Genomic DNA, 19,147 nt, shown 5'->3' with positions numbered 1-19,147 from the left:
AGCGTGACCTGGGAGACTGTCCGCGTGAATCCGCAGTTCTCGGGTCCCCCTCCCGCATATAACGGTCAATCCGGAGTTTCCGCGCCCATGACGACTGTCGTTAAGGTTTCTCCGGTGAGCAGCACAGCATTCGCCGGCGGTGTGATCAAGTGAGCGACATCGCCCCCGGCTGGTACAAGGACCCGGCAGACCCCGCCACACAACGCTGGTGGGACGGCGAGGGCTGGATCGGCACGGCGTTGCCCGCGGACGCGACGCCGCCCGACGGCCCACCGCCCCCGGAGCCCGAGCCGGTCCCGGCCGCACCCGTGCCCGGCGTCGACGGCACGCCCCCGGCCCGCGACGGCGGCCCCCAGGGCTGGCCCGCCGACCGGTCCGCGACGCCTCCGCCCACGGCCTTCCAGGGCCCGCCTCCGGGTTGGCAGGGTGGACCGCCTCCGGGCTGGCAGGGCGGCCCGCCCCCGGGCTGGCAGGGCCCGCCGCCCGGTTATCCGATGCCCGGCCATCCGATGCCGTACGCGCCGCCCGGCTGGGTGCCGCCGGCCATGCCGCACGGGATGGCGCTCGCCGGTTACGGCGCCCGCTTCATGGCCCGGCTGATCGACCTCGGCGTGCTGCTCGTCCTGGTCGGCATCGCGAACTCGTGGTTCCTTGTGCAGTACATCCAGGAGTTCCAGCTCTACCTGCCCGCGGTAAACGAGTACGCGGCCGCGATCGAGCGGGGCGAGGGCGCGACCATGCCTACCGCGTCCGACAGGTTCGCACTGCTGCAGCTGGCCATGCTGCTTGTCACCGCGATGGTCTGGTTCGCCTACGAGGTGCCGCAGATCTCCGGCACCGGCCAGACGCTTGGCAAGCGTCTGATGGGCATCAAGGCCATCTCGCTCTCGTCCGGGACCACGCCCGGGTTCGCCCGCGCGTTCCGCCGCTGGAACCTCTACGGCGTCGCCACGCTGTTCTGGTCGTGCTGCGGCATCGGCCTGCTCTGGCAGATCCTGGACGGGCTGTCGCCGCTCTTCGACAGGCAGCTCCAGCGCGGCTGGCACGACCGGGTCGCGGACACCGTCGTGGTCCAGCTGCCCCGGACCGCGCCCGGCGCGCCGGTGACCGCGACGCACGAGGGCCGCACCGACACCACCGGAGGAGACCGATGACCCGGCTGACCCGCGCCGACCTGGATGCGATCCCCGCCTACGTGGCCGGGCGCAGCCCCGCCGACCTGGCCCGGGACCTGGGCCTGCCGGAGGCGATCAAGCTCGCCAGCAACGAGGTGCCGTTCGGGCCGCTGCCCGGCGTGGTGGAGGCGGTCACCGCGGCCGCCGCGGGAAGTCACCGCTACCCGGACCCGGCCGCTGTCGTGCTGCGGGACCGGCTCTCCGCGCGGTACGGCGTACCGGCCGACCGGCTCGTCACCGGCTGCGGCTCCGTCGCGATCTGCGAGAACCTGGCGCGCGCCACCTGCCTGCCGGGCGACGAGGTGATCATCTCCTGGCGGTCCTTCGAGGCGTACCCGATCGTCGTGGCCGGCGTCGGTGCCACAGCGATCCGGGTGCCGAACACGCCCGCCCACGGTCACGACCTGGACGCGATGGCGGCCGCGATCACCGACCGCACGCGGCTGGTCTTCGTCTGCAACCCGAACAACCCGACCGGCACAAGCGTGCGCCGGGCGGAGCTGGACCGGTTCCTCGACTCGGTGCCGGAGAACGTGCTTGTGGTGCTGGACGAGGCGTACCGGGAGTTCATCACTGACCCGGACGTGCCGGACGGCATCGACACCTACGCGGACCGGCCGAACGTGGCAGTGCTTCGCACGCTCTCCAAGGCGTGGGGCCTGGCCGGCATGCGGATCGGCTTCCTGGTCGCGGCGCCGGAGGTGGCGGCCGCGGTGCGCAAGGTGACCACGCCGTTCTCGACGAACCTGCTGGCCCAGGCCGCGGCGCTGGCCGCGCTGGACCAGGAGGAGGAGATGCGCCGCCGCTGCGCGCTCGTCACCGGCGAACGCGACCGGCTCACGGCGGAGCTGCGCAAACTCGGCCAGGACCTGCCGGAGAGCCAGGCGAACTTCGTCTGGTTGCCGCTCGGCGACCGGTCCGCCGCGTTCGGCGCCGCGCTCGAATCGCGCGGTGTGATCGTCCGCCCGTTCCAGGGGGACGGCGTGCGAGTCACGGTCGGCACGGCCGCGGAGAACGATTCGTTCCTCGCGGCCGCGGCCGACGCGTTGTAGACAGTCCTACTCGGTGATCGCCACCGCGATCGCCTCGTGCATGAAGTAGTAGCCGTCGTCCGGCGACAGGTAGGACGCCTTGACCCTGCGCCGGACGGAGACGACCAGGTTGTCCTGGGCGTACGACGGGCCCGGCGTCCAGTGCAGCTCCTCCCCGGTCTCCTTCGAGATCGGCACGCCGAACGCGAAGAGGGAGATCTGGGCGCCGGTGGCCGAGTCAAGCGTGATCAGCCGGTTCTCCAGGTTGATCAGGTGCACGCGGCCCTCCTGCACGGCCAGCACCCGCAGGTTCTTGTCGTACTCCCGGCCGGGCCAGGTCCAGAGCACCGCGCCGGTGGCCATGTTCGTCGCCGTCGCGGTCCGCGCGCTGTCCGTGGTGAACACGATGTCGCCCCACACCTTGGCACCGTCCACGTCCGCCTGCGGCGCCGCCTGCACACCGGTGTCGGTGAACCGGAACGCCTTGCCCTTCAGCTTGTCCTCGCGGATCAGACCGCAGCGCGAGGAGCCGAGGAAGCAGGAGTCGGCCTTGAACTTGTCCGGGTAGGCCCAGTCGTACTTCGTGCCGGAGGCCAGGTCGTAGACGCTCAGACCGGCCGAGGTCTGGCACGCGTACCGGCCGTCCGCGGAGGTGAAGCTCTTCGGCCCGCAGTCCGCCTCGATCTGCGGGCGCTCCTGGCCGGTGGTCGCGTCGTAGACCCGGACCGCGTTCTCCCCGCGCACCACGACAAGTGCGACACCTGCCGAGTCCACAGCCGTGTAGAGGTCCGGCGGTGTCCAGCTCACCTGCTCGTTGGTACGCCGGTCCCGTGGCGTGCCCGCGTCCGGCGCGGACTCGGGGCCCTCGGCCCGCCAGGCCCGCGCGCCGTCCCGCACCCGGATCGCCACCAGGTCGCCGTCCGACCAGCGGCTGATCACCAGTTCACCGGACGAGACCATGCCGAGCAGGCTCTGCGGCCAGCGGCGCAGCGACCAGGACGGGGTCCGCTCGGTGGTCCCGTTGTAGGGGTAGTCCGCCCGGATCAGCCGGTCACCGGCGAAGACGCGATAGTCACCCACGACCAGCGGGGCCCAGTAGAGCAGCCCGGCCGTACCGGGCACCCGCGCGATCGGCCGGCTCTGAATTGACGTGGTCACGGTCAGCACCTCGGCCGGGCCGAGCACTCGGACCCCCGCCGTCACACCGAGCACGAGCAGCACGACCGCAGCGATCGCGGCCTGCCACCACACTGCGCGGCTCTTTTTCTCCGCCTCCTGAAGCACCCCGGCACCCTACCGTGAACGCGCTCGCGCCTCCCTGTCACTCCGGTCACCGTGACGTGAATTCGATCAACGGGCCGCCGGGAGCTGCCCGCGCACCGCGATCTCGAGATCGTGCAGATCCTGCCGGAGCGCCCCCTCGGACACCACGGCCGCCAGCCCACCGAGGAGCAGCGCCACCAGCCGGGCCCGGGGCGCGAGCGGCGTGCCCTCCTGCACCGCGGTCACCACCGTGTCGCCGCGTCGCCGGCCGGTCCTGACCGGCGCGAACGTATACGTCATCCGGTAGTCGGCGCCGACCCCGGACGAGCTGACCACGAATCGGAGGCCCTCGTCGCACTCCTCGACCCGGAACTCTTCGGTGACGCGGCCGCCGTCCGGCAGGCGCCGCGTCTCCCGCCAGACCGAGCCGGGCCGCAGTTCACCGGCGGTGAGCACCTCGACCTGGTCGACGGTGGAGAGCCAGGTCGCGCGCTGGTGCAGATCGGTGAAGAGCCGCCACACACGTGCGGCGGGCGCCTGGATCATGCGGGTAACCGTGATGGTCGACACGAAACGCCTCCCCGTACTCCCCTAATGCCGCAGAGTAACGGGATCCTCACCTGTACGGATAGGCGTTTTAACTATCCGGCAGACGATGGTGACATTAATCGAATCCGCCATTGACAAGCCCGAATCGGATCAGATCGGTCAACGGGTCGATGACCGCGGACGCGCCGAACCCCTCCCACAGCGGCCGCGGCTCCTCGCGCCGCACCCGCACCGCCTCGATCAGCCGCATCGGATCGGTGGTGGCCAGCACCTCGGCCACGTCGGCCACCTCACCGCCGTCCGCCGCCAGCAACGAGCCGACAAGCATGTTCAGAAAGCCGTGATGCACGAAACCGGTCTCCGGGTCCGCGCTGCGCACCGCGTGATGCGGGCCGGCGGTCACCTTGAACGGCAGCTCCCGCTCACGGCAGGCGCAGATGATCGCGGCCAGCTCGACAGGCGTCGGGAACAACTCCGCGGCCAGTCCGCCGGTGCGGAACTTCACGGCGACCGGCGCCCCGGCCGCGCGCGCCGCCGAAACCGTGTCGAGCGCGCCGAGCAGACCCCAGCTGAGCGGGACCTCGGCGTACCCGCGGGGTGCCGCGCCGGACGCCAGCGCGCGGATCAACCGATGCAGGCCGGGCTGCGGGTCCTCGCCGCGCTTCGCGACCGCCACCTCGACCTGGCGCAGCGTGAAGTGCCTGTCGATCAGCGGGCGGGCCGCGACGAACGCATCCAGGCCGGTGTCCGCGATCACGGCGATCTCCGGCCGCACGCCGGACGCCCGTGCCTGCCCAAGCGCGGACGCGGGGATCAGCAGCGGGCCGACCAGCGCCGCGTACCACGCCGTCGTGTGGTCACGGTGCACCGACGCGGCGTCCAGCAGCGCGGCGGTGTCGAGCGGCACGGTGCCACCGCCGGAGACCAGCGCCGCGTCGTCCACCAAACCCGCGAGAAGCGGCGGTATCAACCCCGTCGGCATGGCTATTGAACTTAATGGAACTCTCGATCGACCGACAGGGGCAGCGCGCCTCAGAAGCGGCGGACCCGCAGAAAGACCACCAGTTCGGCGACAGCGCCGCACACGATCGCGGCGACAAGCGGCCACGGCGTGCCGATCGCGGCATAGATCAGGATCAGCACCGGCATGGCAAGCGTCGCCACCAGCGCGGTCATCAGCTGCCGGTCGGCGCGCAGCAGCGCCGGGAAGCCCTCGCGCACCATCCGCGGCATCCGGGCCAGGTAGAGCACCATCGCGACCACGCCAAGCATGGTCAGCGAGACGGCGGCGAACCGGGACAGCGCGCCGTCCACCGCGGCGGAGAACGCGACGAGCAGCGCCACGACCAACGCGCCGGCGCCACCGATCAGCAGTGCCCGGTGCAGCTTCTCGTCAGTGGTGCGCCCGAGCGTCTGGGTGGCGGTCTCGCGTACCCGCGGGTCGAACGCGACCGGCTCCTCCCGCGCGGCCTCCGCGGCGAGGCTCTCCAGTGCCCGTGCGTACCGCCGCTGCTCCAGCCGCAGCAGCCCGGAATCCGCGCCGCTCGCGGCCAGGTCCGGGTTCAGCCGGATCGCCTCCCGGTACGCCCGCTCGGCCAGGTCGAACTGGTGCAGCCGGGCAGCGACCACCGCGAGCACCAGATGGCTCTCCGGCTCGGTCGGCGCGAGCGTGACCGCGTGCCAGGCCGTGTCCAGCGCCACCTGGCCGTTGCGCGTCTCGCTGAGCAGCGCGGCGCCGGTGCGCTGCGCATAGGCCTCCTGGGCGCCGAGCGCGAGGATCTGCTCCGCGACCTGCGCGCCCTCCGCGAACCGCTGCAGGTCGACAAGCGCGATACCGCGCACCACAAGCGGCGCGACCTGGCCGGGCGCGGCCTGGACCGCCTGGTCCGCGCTGACCAGCGCGTCCGCCGGGCGGCCGGTGATCAGGTAGACCCGGGCCAGCATGGCGCGCGCCCAGGGATCGTCAGGCTCCAGCGCGAGCGCGGCCTCCAGCTCGACGAACGCGTCCGGGTAGGCCTCCAGGTCGGCGAGCAACGCGGCACGCTGCACATGCTCGCTCGCGGTGATCGCTTCGGCGCCCTCGTCCGGAGAACGGTCGGGCGTGCTGTCGGGGGCGGCGTCGCTCGGCACGCCCCGAGCTTATGCGAGCGGCGCTTGCGCCCTGTAGACCATCGCAACCGCGAGGCCGGCCAGCCCTTCGGCACGCCCGGTCAGGCCGAGCCCGTCAGTGGTGGTCCCGGACACGGTCACGGTCGCGCCGACCGCGTCGCCGAGCACCCGCTGCGCCTCGTCCCGCCGCTTGCCGATCTTCGGCCGGACGCCGATCACCTGGATCGAGACGTTGCCGATCTCGTAACCGGCCGCGCGCACCCGGGCCGCGGCCTCGGTGAGCAGCGCGATTCCGGACGCGCCGGACCACTCCGGCCGGTCGGTGCCGAAATTCGCCCCCAGGTCGCCGAGGCCGGCCGCGGAGAAGAGCGCGTCGCAGGCCGCGTGTGCGGCGACGTCGCCGTCCGAGTGACCGGCAAGCCCGGTCTCGCCAGGCCAGTGCAGGCCCGCGACCCAGCACTCGCGCCCCGCCTCGAACGCATGCACGTCCGTCCCCACGCCCACCATCGGAATGATCACGCGGTGGATCCTGCCTCATGACCGAGCAGGTACTCCGCGAGCACCAGGTCGATCGGGCGGGTGATCTTCATGGCATGGTCCGAGCCGGGCACGCAGAGCACGCGCTCGCCCAGCTTCTCCACCATGCCGGCGTCGTCGGTGTGCGCCGCGACCGCTGCCGCATGCGCGGCGACGAGCAGGTCGCGCCGGAAGCCCTGCGGGGTCTGCACCGCGCGCAGCGTGGATCGGTCAACGGTGCCGAGGACCACCTCGGACGCGTCGACCTCCTTGATCGTGTCGACCACCGGCAGCACCGGGATCACCGCGCCGGCACCGCCCCGCACGGCCGCGGCGACCGACTCGACAAGCGCGGCCGGGGCCAGCGCCCGAGCCGCGTCGTGCACAAGAACGACATCGACCTCCGGGGGTACGACCGAGAGCGCGGCCGACACGGAGGACTGCCGGTCCGCCCCACCGGGAACGACCGTCACCTCCGCGACCGGCGCGAGCAGCTCCCGGACGAACGCCACGTCCGCCGGGGGTGCCGCGACCACGATCAGCCGGACACCACGGGCGGCGGCGGCCCGGCGCACCGCGTGCACCAGCAGCGGCTCACCACCGAGCAGACGTAACGCCTTGGGGCCGCCCGGGCCGAGCCTGACGCCGGCACCGGCGGCAGGAACAAGGACCGCGACGTCACCGCGCGGGTCAAGGTGCGCGGTCACGTCGCGGTCCTGTCGTTTATCGGGGTGGAACACAGGCCGTGGATCAGGCCTCGGTGAGGACCTTGTCGAGGAGGGTCTCCGCCTCGTCCTTGGTGCTCTTCTCGGCGAGAGCCACCTCGCCGACGAGAATGTCCCGAGCCTTCGCCAGCATGCGCTTCTCGCCGGCGGAAAGGCCCCGCTCCCGCTCACGACGCCACAGGTCGCGGACGACCTCAGCGACCTTCAGCGGGTTGCCGGAGGCCAGCTTTTCCAGGTTTGCCTTGTAACGCCGCGACCAGTTGGTCGGCTCCTCGGTGTGCGGGGCACGGAGAACATCGAAGACCTTGCCGAGGCCTTCCTCTCCGACCACTTCACGCACACCGACGATCTCGGCGTTCTCAGCGGGAACCCGCACCGTCAGGTCGCCCTGGGCGACCCGCAGGACGAGGTACAGCTTCTCCTCGCCCTTGACGACCCGAGTCTCGATAGCCTCGATGAGTGCGGCCCCGTGGTGGGGGTAAACAACGGTCTCGCCGACACTGAAAACCATAGGTTCGAAACCCCTTTCGCTGTGTCTAGCGTAACACGGTCGGACACCGATGTCCCACCCCGACCCTGACCATTTGCGCAGCTCAGAGACCCTGTGAAAGGTCTTTCTCGGGCTTGACAGCGCGCCATTCAGATGATTCGCTGACGCAGCGTGACCAATACATCACCGACCTGCGGCTACCGACGAGATCGACAGTCGCTAAGGCCGGACAGATCAGCACGTCTGGATCGAGCCACCCCAACCAGGGCGAAACGGAGCGCCGGCGGCGGTCCGTACGACAAGGATGGGGCGAGGAAATCTGGGCCAGAAAAACTTGCACGGTCTTGCAAGAGGTGGTGGCTCAACGATGCGGCGGCCCTATTCTATCGCTGATGGCCACCCCGCGCCCCACTGGCGGTGAACGCCCGCGTGCGGGACGCTATAAGCCGGACCCCGGTCTACGTCACGGCGGGCGGTCAGGGAGCGCAGATGGGCACGCTTGGCGGCAACGGCGACGTACCACCTCCAGACGACAGTGACCTGCCGAAGCTCCCTCCGGAGTGGCGATCGATCGTCATACCGGACGATGCCTCCGCGCTCGCCGACGAGGCGGCTGCGGTCCGGCGCGAGCTGCGTGAGCTACGCCGCCTCACCGAGGACCCGCCCGCGCCGTCGGAGCCCCACCGCCCCCGCGCGGTGGACTGGCTGGCGCGCCCGCCGAGCGAGACCGCACTACGCATCCCTCTCGTGATCATGGGTATCGCCATCATCACGACGCTGACCAGCCTGTTCCTGGTCAGCTGGCTCGGCCAGCCCCGCCCGCCGGCCATCCAGCGCACGACGGCCGGCCACACGCCCAGCCCTGGCCGCACGCTCCCCGCGCTCGACCTCATCGGCACGGACGGCGGCAGCACGCCAGTGCGAGGCCTGCTCCCCGCCGTCTTCGTGATCATCGACGGATGCGCCTGCGACGAACTGCTGCGCCAGACGCTTGAGGTCGCGCCGCCGGGCGTCCGCGTGGTCGCGGTCAGCAGGACACCCGTATCCGCCCCGCCCGGCCCTGAGCCGAACCTCACCCGGCTCACCGACCAGTCGGGCACGCTGCGCGCGGTGACCGACCTCCCCGACCCGACCGGCCAGGGTGCGGTCCTACTGGTCACCGGCACGAACGAGATCCTCCGCACCATCCCGTCCGCCACCACCGTGGACGAGTACCGCCTCCCCCTCGAAGCCCTGACCTGACCTGCTCACCCCCACCGCAGGCCAGCGGGTTCACCACCGCGGCAGGCAGGACGATTCGGTGGCTCACCGCTCGCCAGGCAGTGGACGATATGGGTGATTTCCGCCAGGTAAGCAGAGCGGTCCGTGCAGGTCCCGGACTAGGTAAGCAGAGCAAAGCCTGCGGCGATGCGCGTCCGGAGTGGCGGCAGCGTTGATCTTGACAGGGGTTTCAACCACGGCGGAACCGGCTCCGGAGCGACGTGCGGAGCGCCAGCGGAGCCCGACGCTCCGGTTTGCCCGCGGGAGCGTGCGGGCCGCCACCACCGCGGGAGCGGGACAATGAATTAGATCTTGATTTTTGAATGCGAATTACGCCTTTTATCGGAATGTGGTGAAGCGGCTTTCACACGCGTTCGATAAAGGCTGCGTAGAGCGTCAGGCCGGGGCCGAAGGCGAGGGCCAGGATGCGGCGCGGCGGGGTGGGCCGGCGGCGGAGCGCGTCCAGGATCAGGAGAACGGTCGCGGACGAGCAGTTGCCGTGGGCGGCGAGGACGGCGCGGGACTCGGCCAGCGCGGTCTCCGGGAGGTCAAGGTGGCGCTCGACCGTCTCCAGGATCCGGGGGCCGCCGGGGTGCACGGCCCAGCCGTCGACGTCGGCCACGGTCAGACCGTGGTTGGCCAGCAGGTCGTCGACCATCGGGCGGACGTGCCGGGCGAGCACCTGCGGGACGCGGGCGGACAGGCCCATCCGGAAGCCGAGGTCGGTCACCTCCCAGGACATGTGGTCGGCGGTGGTCGGATCGGTGAGGGCGGCGATCTCGCGCACGGCGTATCCGTGCTCCTCCGGCTGGAGCACCACGGCCACGGCGGCGTCGCCGAAGAGCGCGTGCGAGACCACCTGCTGGGTCTCCAGCCTGGCGGCGGGCGGCTGGATGTGCAGGCTGGTCAGCTCCGCGCAGAGCAGCAGCGCTGGCCGGCCGCGCGCGGTCACGAAGTCGGAGACCGCGCCGAGGCCGGGCAGCGCGGCGTAACAGCCCATGTGGCCGATGAAGAGGCGCTGCGTGCGTGGCGACATGCCCAGGTCGCGGGCGAGCAGGATGTCCAGGCCGGGCGTGGCGTAGCCGGTGCAGGAGCAGACCGCGAAGAGCCCGACGTCGTCGGCGGCGAGGCCGGACGAGACGAGCGCGCGCTCCACCGCCTCCTTGCCGAGCGGCAGCGCTTCCTCCTGGTAACGGCGCATGCGCTGCTCCGTGGACCAGCCGGAGACGTCCTCGTCGAGCGGGCTGACCGCGGCCTGCCGGGTGCGCACGCCGGAGTTGGTGAAGATCTTCTCCGCGATCGCGGCGACCCGCCCGGTGTAGTGCGAGGCGAAGTATCCGGACCACAGCTCGGCCTGGCTCGCGGCCGGAAGCGACGCCACCCCCGTGCCACCCAAGATCACCACTGTTTCAGCCCCAATCCCTGGTAAGCAACGGCGGTCGACCTGGTCGGGCGCATACGGCGGGCGTGTTCCGGCACCGGCCGGCCCAGCAGCCAGCCGGTGAGCGCGGTCAGGCCCGGACGGGTACCCCGGATCCGCAGCCTCACACCGTGACGTGCGCAGAGCGCGGTCAGCCGGGCCGGGTCCACATAGAACCGGGCATCGTGGATGCCACGTGCCCGCGGCACCAGGAACTCCGCGACGGTGATCGTGACCAGGCGGCTGAGCAGCGTGTCGTTGAGCGTGTCGAGGACGAGCAGGCCGCCGGGGCGCAGTACCCGGCACAGCTCCGCGACCGTGGCCGGCAGGTCCGGCACGTGCTCCAGCAGTTCGCCCGCGACCACCACGTCCGCGATGCCGTCCGGCAGCGGCAGGCGGGCGGCGTCCGCACGCACCGGGACGACGCCCTGGGCACGCGCCCGGACCAGCGCGGACGCGGTCAGGTCCAGGCCGACGTGCCGATAGCCGCGGTCGCGCAGGTGGGGGGCCAGCAGACCGGCGCCACAGCCCACGTCGACAAGCAACGCACCCGCCCGGGGCGCGGGCGGGATCAACGCGGCGCGCGCGACGGCCAGCCAGTGCAGCAACTCGAAGAGGCCACCCGGACGCCACCATTCCCCGGCGAGGAGGTCGTACTGCCGGGGATCGTTCCGCGCCGTCACCTGGGGCGGGGCCATCCGTCGAGCCTGGCACGAGTCGGCGGGAAGGGCCAGACTGACGCGTTATGGCCCTCGGAAAGTTCCACGCCCTGTTCCGCGCCGCCCATCCCGAGCCCGGGCTCGCGGTGACCACGGTGAGCGCGCTGCTGGCGGCCGGTGCCGGGCACACGTTCGGGCGCGGCGCGCTCATCACCGCGACAGTGCTGGCCAGTCAGGCCGCGGTCGGCTGGAGCAACGACTGGCTCGACGCGCGGCGGGACCGGGCGGTGGGGCGGCCTGACAAACCGGTCGCCACGGGTGCGGTGAGCCGTACGGCCGTGGGAGTCGCGGCGGCGGTGTCCGCGCTCGCCGTACCGGTGATCGGGCTCTTCACCACGCTGCCGGGCGCGGCCTGCATCACGCTTGCGCTGGTCTCGGCGCTGCTCTACAACGCGCCGCTGAAGCGCACAGCGTTCTCCGTGCTGCCCTATGTGGTCTCGTTCGGCGCGCTGCCCGCGTTCGTCGTGCTTGCGTTGCCGGGCGCGCCCACGCCGCCGCTGTGGCTGGTCCTGGCCGGTGGGCTGATCGGCGGCGGCGCACACTTCGCCAACGTGCTGCCCGATCTGGAGGACGACCTGACCACCGGGGTACGCGGCCTGCCGCACCGGATCGGCGCGACCGCGTCCCGGATCGCCGCGGCCGTGCTGCTGCTCGGCGCGACGGTCACGCTCGCGTTCGGACCGCCGGGGCCGCCGTCCTGGGTGGGCATCGCCGCGCTGGCCGCCGCGGCCCTCACGCTGCCCGCCGGCTGGCTCGCCGCCCGCGCCGCCACCGCACGTGGGCAGCGCTCGCATGCGGCGTTCCGCTCGGTCATCGCGGTCGCGCTGATCGACGTGGTTCTGCTGGTCGCGGGCGGTTCGGTGGGGTGAGCGCCGGACAGTTGGCGGGTCGGCTCACGAAGCGGATCACGGCCAACTACGCTGAAGCCCGGCCAGCTCGCGTTCTGGTAGTAGTTCGAGGAGGACCGACGTGACGCGCTCGATGACGGTGAGCCGCCGGGCTCTGCGCCTCGCGGTGGGAGCCGCCGCGGTCGCTCTCGCTGTGACCGGCTGCAGTGCCGGGCAGATCGCCGAGACGGCGCTGAAGCAGGCCTCGGTCTCCGGCGTCTCCGCGAACTCGGCGGACGGAAAGCTAGCCGTGCGTGGGCTCGCCGTGGCGTACGAGGGTGTCGAGGGCTACCCGGCCGGTGGATCCGCGCCGGTGTCGGTCGCGCTCGTCAACCAGACCCGCAACCCGCTCACCGTGCAGATCGGCCTGGGCGCGCCGGAGGGTTCCGACCCGACCGTGACGTCCGCCCGGCAGGTCCTGCTGACCTCCGGCGCCGAGACTCCGGCAGGTGCGGGCAGCACGCCGACGCCGACTGGTTCGACGTCTCCGACGCCGAAGGCGCCCGAGTCGCCCGAGGGTGAGGCCGCGGCGCCTAACACGTCCGGTTCCGCGACGCCTGACGCATCCGGTTCCGTCACGCCGAGCGCAGGTGGTTCGGCCACTCCGACCGCACCTGTCACGCCCGCGGTTCCGGCCGGGCAGCCGGCGCAGATCACCATCCCGGCGAGCAGCATCGTGACGTTCACGCCGGAGAGCGCGCAGCAGCTGTCGCTGGTCGGGCTGGCAGCGGCGCTGCGCAGCGGCATGGCGGTCACGTTGACGTTCCAGGTGACGCAGGACGGGCAGCAGAGTGAGCTGCTCACGGTCAAGACGCCGGTCGCGATCCCGCTGACGGCGGCGCCGCGCGAGGCCGGCGAGGCCGAAGAGCACGAGTAGAACGACTTCGGGAGCCCGTCCGCTGCGCCACACCGGCGCGACGGACGGGCTTTTTGTCGTAGGGAGTGGCTACGGTTGCGCGGTGACCCGACCCGTGCCCCGCGGCGCCTCCTCCACCCGCGCCCGCTCCGGCGGCGCCAAGGAGCCCCGCCCGAACTACCAGTGCGACGCCTGCGGCCATCAGCCTCCCAAGTGGGTGGGCCGCTGCCCGGAGTGCGGCGAGTGGGGCTCGGTCATCGAGGCGGCGCCCAGCCCCGTCGTGTCCGGCAAGGTGGTCAGCTCGCGCCTGCCCGCGGAGCCGGCCCGGCCGATCTCGCAGATCAGCGCCGCACCGGCCAAGGCCCGCTCGACCCACATCCCGGAGCTGGACCGGGTGCTCGGCGGCGGCATGGTGCCCGGCGCCGTGGTGCTGCTCGCCGGTGAGCCGGGCGTGGGCAAGTCCACGCTGCTGCTCGACGTGGCCCAGCGCTGGGCCGAGGCCGGTGAGACGCCGTCGCTGGTGGTCAGCGGCGAGGAGTCGGTCAGTCAGGTGCGGCTGCGCGCGGAGCGGATGGGCGCGCTGCACGACAAGCTCTACCTCGCGGCCGAGAGCGACCTCGGCGCGGTCATCGGCCACCTCGATGCGGTCAAGCCCGGCCTGCTGATCGTCGACTCCGTCCAGACCATCTCCACCGGGACCAACGACGGCGTGGCCGGCGGCGTCACCCAGGTCCGCGCGGTCACCGCCACGCTCGTCAGCATCGCCAAGGAGCGCGGCATCGCGACGGTGCTTGTCGGCCACGTGACGAAGGACGGCAACGTGGCCGGTCCGCGCGTGCTTGAGCACCTGGTCGACGTGGTGCTTCACTTCGAGGGCGACAAGCACTCGTCGCTGCGGCTGGTCCGCGGCATCAAGAACCGGTTCGGTGCCGCCGACGAGGTGGGCTGCTTCGAGATGCACGAGGGCGGCATCAGCAGCCTCTCCGACCCGTCCGGGCTGTTCCTCACCCGCTATGCGGAGCCGGTGCCCGGCACCTGTGTGACGGTGGCCATGGAGGGCCGGCGCGCGCTGCTCACCGAGGTTCAGGCGCTGATCGGCGGCACGGTCCCGGGCTCGCCGCGGCGCACGGTCTCCGGGCTGGACAGCGCGCGGCTCGCCATGGTCCTGGCCGTGCTGCAGCGCCGGGTCGAGCGGCTGACGCTTCACGACAAGGAGGTCTTCGCGGCCACGGTCGGTGGGATCCGGGTGACCGAGCCCGCGGCCGACCTGGCGATGGCGCTGGCCGTCGCGTCCGGCGGGCTCAATCTCGCGCTCCAGCCGACGCTTGCCGCGATCGGCGAGGTCGGGCTGACCGGCGAGGTGCGGCGGGTCGGTGCGGCGCCCCGGCGGCTGGCCGAGGCGGCCCGGCTCGGCTTCAAGTTCGCGCTGGTCCCGCCCGGCTGCGGCCCCGCATCCACCGGGATTACACCTGAGGGTATGCGGGTAGAGGAGGTCGGCGACCTGCGCAGCGCGCTACAGTGGGCCGCCCGATTCTCGGCAGAGTGAAACCGGCGGGGAGGTCACTCAACGTGATGCAAGATCACTGTGTGGTGTTGCGGCCGAACCGCAACGGCGGCCCGTGGATGACGGTCCGTAGACTGTGCGGGTGCCGATCGACGGAGATGCCAGCACGTCCGCTGGTGCCAGCCTTCCCGGCCGCGCAAGCGTGGTCGGCTCACCCGCTCGCGCCGTGACCGGCTCCCCCGGGCTCAACGGGTCCAGCGCCGTCGGCGACCCGCTCCGGGCCAACCTCGCTCTGATGGCGCCCGGCACCGCACTCCGCGACGGGCTTGAGCGCATCCTGCGCGGCCGCACCGGCGCGCTGATCGTGCTCGGCTACGACACGACGGTCGAGTCGCTCTGCACCGGCGGCTTCGCGCTTGACGTGGAGTTCTCCTCGACCCGGCTGCGCGAGCTGTGCAAGATGGACGGCGCGGTGGTGCTGTCCAGCGACGGCACCCGCATCGTCCGCGCCGCAGTGCACCTGATGCCGAACCCGGACATCTACACCGAGGAGTCCGGCACCCGGCACCGCACGGCCGAGCGCGTGGCGAAGCAGACCGGCTACCCGGTGATCTCCGTCAGCCAGTCGATGCACATCATCGGGCTGTACGTGAACGGCCAGCGCCACGTGCTCGACGACTCCGCCGCGATCATGAGCCGGGCCAATCAGGCGCTGGCCACGCTGGAGCGGTACAAGCTGCGGTTGGACGAGGTCTCCGGCACGCTCTCCGCGCTGGAGATCGAGGACCTGGTCACGGTCCGGGACGCGGTGGCGGTCGTGCAGCGGCTGGAGATGGTCCGCCGCATCGCGGACGAGATCGCCGGCTACGTGGTGGAGCTCGGCACGGACGGCCGCCTGCTCGCACTGCAGCTGGACGAGCTGATGGCCGGCGTCGACGCGGACCGCACGCTTGTCATCCGCGACTACCTGCCGACCGGGCGGAAGGCCCGCACGCTTGACGAGGCACTTGTCGAGCTGGACCTGCTGTCCGCCGCCGAGCTCATCGACCTGGTCGCGGTCGCGAAGTCGATCGGCTACCCGCCGGCGTCCGACGCGCTTGACGCACCGGTCAGCCCGCGCGGTTACCGCCTCCTGGCAAAGGTGCCGAGGCTGCCCGGCAGCGTGGTCGACCGGCTTGTCGACCACTTCGGCAGCCTGCAGCGACTGCTCGGCGCCACGGTCGAGGACCTTCAGGCGGTCGACGGCGTGGGCGACGCCCGCGCCCGCAGCGTCCGCGAGGGCCTCTCCCGCCTGGCCGAGGCAAGCATCCTCGAACGCTACGTCTGAGCCTGAAACCCGGCCAAACACGTCCTTCGTCTGCAGTTTCCCATGACCCCCCGCGGGTCTCGACCACGTCGTGAGGCGCGGACGACTGAAGAAAGTCGGTGTCAGTCAGACACGCTCTTCGTCTGCCTGACACCGCCTTTCTTCAGCCGTGGCGTCGAGCCCGGAGGAGCGAAGCGACGACCAGCTAACTAGCCGTGGCGTCGAGCCTGGAGGAGCGAAGCGACGACCAGCTAGCTGAGTTCGATCGCTATCGGGGTGGTGATCTGGCGGGAGAGGCGGCCGAAGAACTGGTAGGAGCCGGACTCCGGGGCCACGCCGGCGGGCCAGCCGCCGGCGCACTTCGAGGAGTCCTTGCCGTTCCAGACCGCGGTGCCGATTATCGTCTCCTCGCCTGCCGCGAAGGTGCGCATGTTCGACACGCCGGGGTCGCTGCAGATGTCCGACGACCAGACCGTCTCCGCGCCCTTCTTCAGGTACATCTCCTGCTCCTTGGAACCGACGTCCACTGTGCAGGGTGCGGTCGAGGAGTTCTTGACCTTCAGCTGGAAGCGCAGCTCCGTACCCCGCTGCGTGGTGGTCTTGTCTGTCACGCCGGTGATCGTGATCGCGCCCTGGGCGCAACCGCCGTTGCCGACCACGATGCCGTCCGCGCCCGCGGTGGGGAAGAGCGACTCCTGCGCGCCGGGAAGGTTGGCCGAGCCGCCCTCCGGCGCCGGAGCGAACGACTGGTCCTGGCCGGGCGGGTTCGTCTGCGGCGTCAGCACCGTGGCGGAGGCCTGCGGGGAGTTGGTGGTGTCCGCGCCGGGTGAGGGTGTACCCGTCGATCCGGGTTGGGCGTTCGGCGTGCCGTTGCCGCCTCTGCCGACGCACGAGTAGACAATCACCATGACGACAACGAGTATCGCGCCGATGACAACCGCGCGTCTCCGCCAGTAGACGGCGGGTGGGTGGGGTCCAACCGTCATTCTCATGATGGGGTCACCGTATCGAGCGATACGCGCGCGGCGGGTGCGACGCGCCGTGAGTATCACTCACAGGTAGACCTTGCGTTGGTACACCGCATGCGCGCCGGCCACCCTGTCCAGGAAGAGCAGCCCCGCGCAGTGATCGATCTCATGCTGGAGCGCGCGCGCCTCGAATCCGTCCGCCGCGAACTTCACGGTCATTCCGGTGCCGGGTAGCTGGGCCTCGACCACGAGCCGGCTGGCCCGCTTCACGTCACCTGTCAGGTCCGGCACTGACATGCAGCCCTCGCGTCCGGGCCGCCACCGGCTCGCCTCGACCACTGTGGCGTTGCAGAGCGCGAACGTACCGTGCACGGTGACCGCCTTCGGGTGGCCGATCACGTTCACGCAGAAGACCTGGGCGCTCACGCCTACCTGCGGCGCGGCCAGGCCGACGCAGCCGGGCGAGACGCGCATGGTGGCGATCAGGTCGGCGGCGAGCCGGACGGTCTCCGGGTCGCAGGGGTCGACCTCGACGCCGGCCCGGCTGAGCGCGGGGTCGGGCGCGGTGACCACGGTGCGCGGCGCCCCGGGCTCACCGAGCGCCTCCGGCGTCCACCCGGCCAGGTCGTCGAGCGGGGCGGTCACAGCAGATCCGTTTCCGCGTGCCGCAACGTCACCTCGACGTCCAGCTCCTTCGCGACCTCGTGCAGCCGGTCCGCCAGCCGCTCGGCCGCGGCGGGTGGCAGGTCCACCTCGGCGATCAGCAGGTAGAGCGGGCCGGTCAGGCGGGTGGTGAGGTCGGTGACGTTGCCGCCCTCCTCCTCGACCACGCGGGTGACGGCCGCGACGATGCCAAGCCGGTCCGCGCCGTGCACGCTGACCAGGTACGGCTCGCCCTGTGGTGCACCGCCGGCGTCCGGCTCGACGGCCCGTACCGTGGCGAGCAGTTGCCCGTCCGCGGTGAGCGGCACGAGCGCGGACTCGACCGCACCGGCCTCCGGCCCGTTGCAGACGAGCGTCATCGCGAAGTGGCCGCGTAGCCGGGTCATCGTGGAGTCGGTGAGGTTGGCGCCCAGACCGGCCAGCACCCCGGCCACGTCGGCGACGATGCCGGGCCGGTCCCGGCCGATGACGGTGATCGCAAGCTCCTGCACCCGTGCAGTCTCCCCGAGCGGGGTGGCCGGGGCGTGTTCCCCCGCCGGAGGGTCCAGCGTGCGGGACGCGGATTCGATCGGGCAGGATTGTCGCGCGATGACGATAATTGCCGAGACCGCAATCGACTGGTTCGACGCGAATGCCCGGGATCTTCCGTGGCGGGAACCGGACGCCTCCCCCTGGTCCATCCTGGTCAGCGAGGTGATGCTGCAACAGACGCCTGTGGTACGGGTGCTGCCCGCCTGGCGCAACTGGATGGCGAGATGGCCGACGCCTGCCGCACTGGCCGAGGACCCGCCCGGTGAGGCGATCCGGATGTGGGACCGGCTCGGCTACCCGCGGCGCGCACTGCGCCTGCACGCGTGCGCGACCGCCATGGTGGCGGAGCACGGCGGCGAGGTGCCGGACGAGTTGGACCAGCTGCTGGCCCTGCCGGGGATCGGCGTCTACACGGCGCGGGCGGTGGCCGCGTTCGCATACGGCCAGCGGCACCCGGTGGTGGACACGAACGTACGCCGCTTCGTGTCCCGGGCGGTGGCCGGCGATCCGGACGCGGGCCCGGCGACCACCCCGGCGGACCTGGTGGCGTGCGAGGCGCTGCTGCCGGTGGAGCCGGGCCGGGCCGCGCGGGCCAGCGCCGCGTTCATGGAGATCGGCGCGCTGATCTGCACCGCCCGGTCGCCCCGGTGCCCGGACTGCCCGGTCGTGTCGACGTGCGCGTGGAAGGCGACAGGCAAGCCGATGCCGGAGGGCCCGACGCGGCGCCCGCAGAAGTACGCGGGCACGGACCGGCACGTCCGCGGCCTGATCATGGCGGTGCTGCGGCAGTCGGAGACGCCGGTGTCCCGGCACCGGATCGATCTGGTCTGGCCGGATGAGGCACAGCGGAAGCGCGCGCTGGCCGGGCTGCTGACGGACGGGCTCGCCAAGGACGCGCCGGACCTGCCAGAGCATTACGTGCTGCCGTGATTCGTTGCCTGACATGAGAAAAGGGGCCCCGAGGGGCCCCTTTTCACCGACTGGCTGTCACTCCTCGGTCGTTGCGGCCCCGAGGTCGGCCGGAACCTTCTCCGGTACCTCGACCGGCCGGTCCGAAGCCGTGAACGTCAGCTTGGACTGGTCGATGTTGTCCGGGTCGCCTTCGCAGTCGACGACGATGATGTGGCCGGGGCGCAGCTCGTTGAAGAGGATGCGCTCGGACAGGTTGTCCTCGA

20 protein-coding genes and 1 pseudogene are annotated in these 19,147 nt (G+C 71.7%); 8 read left to right on the top strand and 13 right to left on the bottom strand.

Going from position 1 to position 19,147, the window contains the following annotated elements; translation table 11 throughout:
* The first annotated feature begins 149 nt into the window (after window positions 1-149).
* A complete protein-coding gene (locus ACIA8K_RS11805) occupies window positions 150-1,154 on the top strand; it encodes an RDD family protein (RefSeq protein ID WP_396057704.1) in 1,005 nt (334 codons plus the stop codon).
* Complete coding sequence (hisC, locus tag ACIA8K_RS11800) at window positions 1,151-2,227, top strand: histidinol-phosphate transaminase (protein WP_396057702.1); 1,077 nt, start codon at window positions 1,151-1,153, stop codon at window positions 2,225-2,227. Before ACIA8K_RS11805 ends, hisC begins: the two co-directional genes overlap by 4 nt.
* Before the next feature lie 6 nt (window positions 2,228-2,233).
* Here the strand turns inward: hisC and ACIA8K_RS11795 are convergent, their stop codons facing one another.
* The 7 genes from ACIA8K_RS11795 to ACIA8K_RS11765 form a co-directional block, all read right to left on the bottom strand.
* Complete coding sequence (locus ACIA8K_RS11795) at window positions 2,234-3,490, bottom strand: hypothetical protein (protein WP_396057700.1); 1,257 nt, start codon at window positions 3,488-3,490, stop codon at window positions 2,234-2,236.
* 66 nt (window positions 3,491-3,556) lie between these two features.
* On the bottom strand, window positions 3,557-4,039 hold the full coding sequence (locus ACIA8K_RS11790) for an SRPBCC domain-containing protein (RefSeq protein ID WP_396057698.1): 483 nt from the start codon (window positions 4,037-4,039) through the stop codon (window positions 3,557-3,559).
* Window positions 4,040-4,133: 94 nt separating this feature from the next.
* Entirely contained in the window at window positions 4,134-5,000 is an 867-nt protein-coding gene (locus ACIA8K_RS11785) for a hypothetical protein (RefSeq protein WP_396057696.1), read from the bottom strand.
* Between the two features lie 50 nt (window positions 5,001-5,050).
* The gene (locus ACIA8K_RS11780; protein ID WP_396057694.1) at window positions 5,051-6,148 is read right to left on the bottom strand and encodes a tetratricopeptide repeat protein; all 1,098 of its coding nucleotides are present in this window, start codon (window positions 6,146-6,148) and stop codon (window positions 5,051-5,053) included.
* A gap of 9 nt (window positions 6,149-6,157) precedes the next feature.
* Entirely contained in the window at window positions 6,158-6,634 is a 477-nt protein-coding gene (gene ispF, locus ACIA8K_RS11775) for a 2-C-methyl-D-erythritol 2,4-cyclodiphosphate synthase (protein ID WP_396058501.1), read from the bottom strand.
* Window positions 6,635-6,642: 8 nt separating this feature from the next.
* Window positions 6,643-7,350, bottom strand: coding sequence for a 2-C-methyl-D-erythritol 4-phosphate cytidylyltransferase (ispD, locus tag ACIA8K_RS11770; protein WP_396057692.1), 708 nt, complete (start codon window positions 7,348-7,350; stop codon window positions 6,643-6,645).
* Window positions 7,351-7,393: 43 nt separating this feature from the next.
* Window positions 7,394-7,879, bottom strand: coding sequence for a CarD family transcriptional regulator (locus ACIA8K_RS11765; RefSeq protein ID WP_033342403.1), 486 nt, complete (start codon window positions 7,877-7,879; stop codon window positions 7,394-7,396).
* Between the two features lie 468 nt (window positions 7,880-8,347).
* Here ACIA8K_RS11765 and ACIA8K_RS11760 point away from each other — a divergent pair, with 468 nt between their 5' ends.
* Window positions 8,348-9,100 carry a hypothetical protein gene (locus ACIA8K_RS11760; protein WP_396057689.1) on the top strand — a complete coding sequence of 251 codons (753 nt, stop codon included), beginning with the start codon at window positions 8,348-8,350 and terminating at the stop codon, window positions 9,098-9,100.
* Window positions 9,101-9,482: 382 nt separating this feature from the next.
* Here the strand turns inward: ACIA8K_RS11760 and ACIA8K_RS11755 are convergent, their stop codons facing one another.
* A complete protein-coding gene (locus ACIA8K_RS11755) occupies window positions 9,483-10,517 on the bottom strand; it encodes a type III polyketide synthase (RefSeq protein ID WP_396058499.1) in 1,035 nt (344 codons plus the stop codon).
* The gene (locus ACIA8K_RS11750; RefSeq protein ID WP_396057687.1) at window positions 10,517-11,236 is read right to left on the bottom strand and encodes a methyltransferase domain-containing protein; all 720 of its coding nucleotides are present in this window, start codon (window positions 11,234-11,236) and stop codon (window positions 10,517-10,519) included. The genes ACIA8K_RS11755 and ACIA8K_RS11750 overlap by 1 nt, the downstream gene beginning before the upstream one ends.
* Before the next feature lie 47 nt (window positions 11,237-11,283).
* Here ACIA8K_RS11750 and ACIA8K_RS11745 point away from each other — a divergent pair, with 47 nt between their 5' ends.
* The 4 genes from ACIA8K_RS11745 to disA all read left to right on the top strand — a co-directional run bounded on the left by ACIA8K_RS11745 (window position 11,284) and on the right by disA (window position 15,831).
* Window positions 11,284-12,126 (top strand): UbiA family prenyltransferase, encoded by an 843-nt coding sequence (locus tag ACIA8K_RS11745; protein WP_396057685.1) that lies wholly within the window; start codon window positions 11,284-11,286, stop codon window positions 12,124-12,126.
* 100 nt (window positions 12,127-12,226) lie between these two features.
* Window positions 12,227-13,021 carry a hypothetical protein gene (locus ACIA8K_RS11740; RefSeq protein ID WP_396057683.1) on the top strand — a complete coding sequence of 265 codons (795 nt, stop codon included), beginning with the start codon at window positions 12,227-12,229 and terminating at the stop codon, window positions 13,019-13,021.
* 82 nt (window positions 13,022-13,103) lie between these two features.
* On the top strand, window positions 13,104-14,546 hold the full coding sequence (gene radA / locus ACIA8K_RS11735) for a DNA repair protein RadA (RefSeq protein ID WP_396057681.1): 1,443 nt from the start codon (window positions 13,104-13,106) through the stop codon (window positions 14,544-14,546).
* Between the two features lie 100 nt (window positions 14,547-14,646).
* On the top strand, window positions 14,647-15,831 hold the full coding sequence (disA, locus tag ACIA8K_RS11730) for a DNA integrity scanning diadenylate cyclase DisA (RefSeq protein WP_396057679.1): 1,185 nt from the start codon (window positions 14,647-14,649) through the stop codon (window positions 15,829-15,831).
* A 230-nt stretch (window positions 15,832-16,061) separates the two neighbouring features.
* On the opposite strand, the gene ACIA8K_RS11725 is transcribed toward disA, so the two are convergent.
* From ACIA8K_RS11725 to ACIA8K_RS11715, 3 genes are all read right to left on the bottom strand, one after another.
* On the bottom strand, window positions 16,062-16,718 hold the full coding sequence (locus tag ACIA8K_RS11725; RefSeq protein WP_396057677.1) for a hypothetical protein: 657 nt from the start codon (window positions 16,716-16,718) through the stop codon (window positions 16,062-16,064).
* 144 nt (window positions 16,719-16,862) lie between these two features.
* Window positions 16,863-17,423 (bottom strand): peptide deformylase, encoded by a 561-nt coding sequence (locus tag ACIA8K_RS11720; RefSeq protein ID WP_396057675.1) that lies wholly within the window; start codon window positions 17,421-17,423, stop codon window positions 16,863-16,865.
* Window positions 17,420-17,932 (bottom strand): glycine cleavage system protein R, encoded by a 513-nt coding sequence (locus ACIA8K_RS11715; protein ID WP_396057673.1) that lies wholly within the window; start codon window positions 17,930-17,932, stop codon window positions 17,420-17,422. The genes ACIA8K_RS11720 and ACIA8K_RS11715 overlap by 4 nt, the downstream gene beginning before the upstream one ends.
* A 97-nt stretch (window positions 17,933-18,029) precedes the next feature.
* On the opposite strand from ACIA8K_RS11715, the gene ACIA8K_RS11710 reads away from it, so the two are divergent.
* A complete protein-coding gene (locus tag ACIA8K_RS11710) occupies window positions 18,030-18,902 on the top strand; it encodes an A/G-specific adenine glycosylase (RefSeq protein WP_396057671.1) in 873 nt (290 codons plus the stop codon).
* A 57-nt stretch (window positions 18,903-18,959) separates the two neighbouring features.
* Here the strand turns inward: ACIA8K_RS11710 and ACIA8K_RS11705 are convergent.
* Window positions 18,960-19,147: pseudogene (locus tag ACIA8K_RS11705) on the bottom strand (AAA family ATPase); the annotation flags it as partial.

Source organism: Catenuloplanes sp. NPDC051500 (assembly GCF_044454585.1).
Taxonomy (GTDB): domain Bacteria; phylum Actinomycetota; class Actinomycetes; order Mycobacteriales; family Micromonosporaceae; genus Catenuloplanes.
The sequence above is the reverse complement of the archived record's forward strand: the minus strand, read 5'-3'. Positions and strand labels throughout refer to the sequence as shown.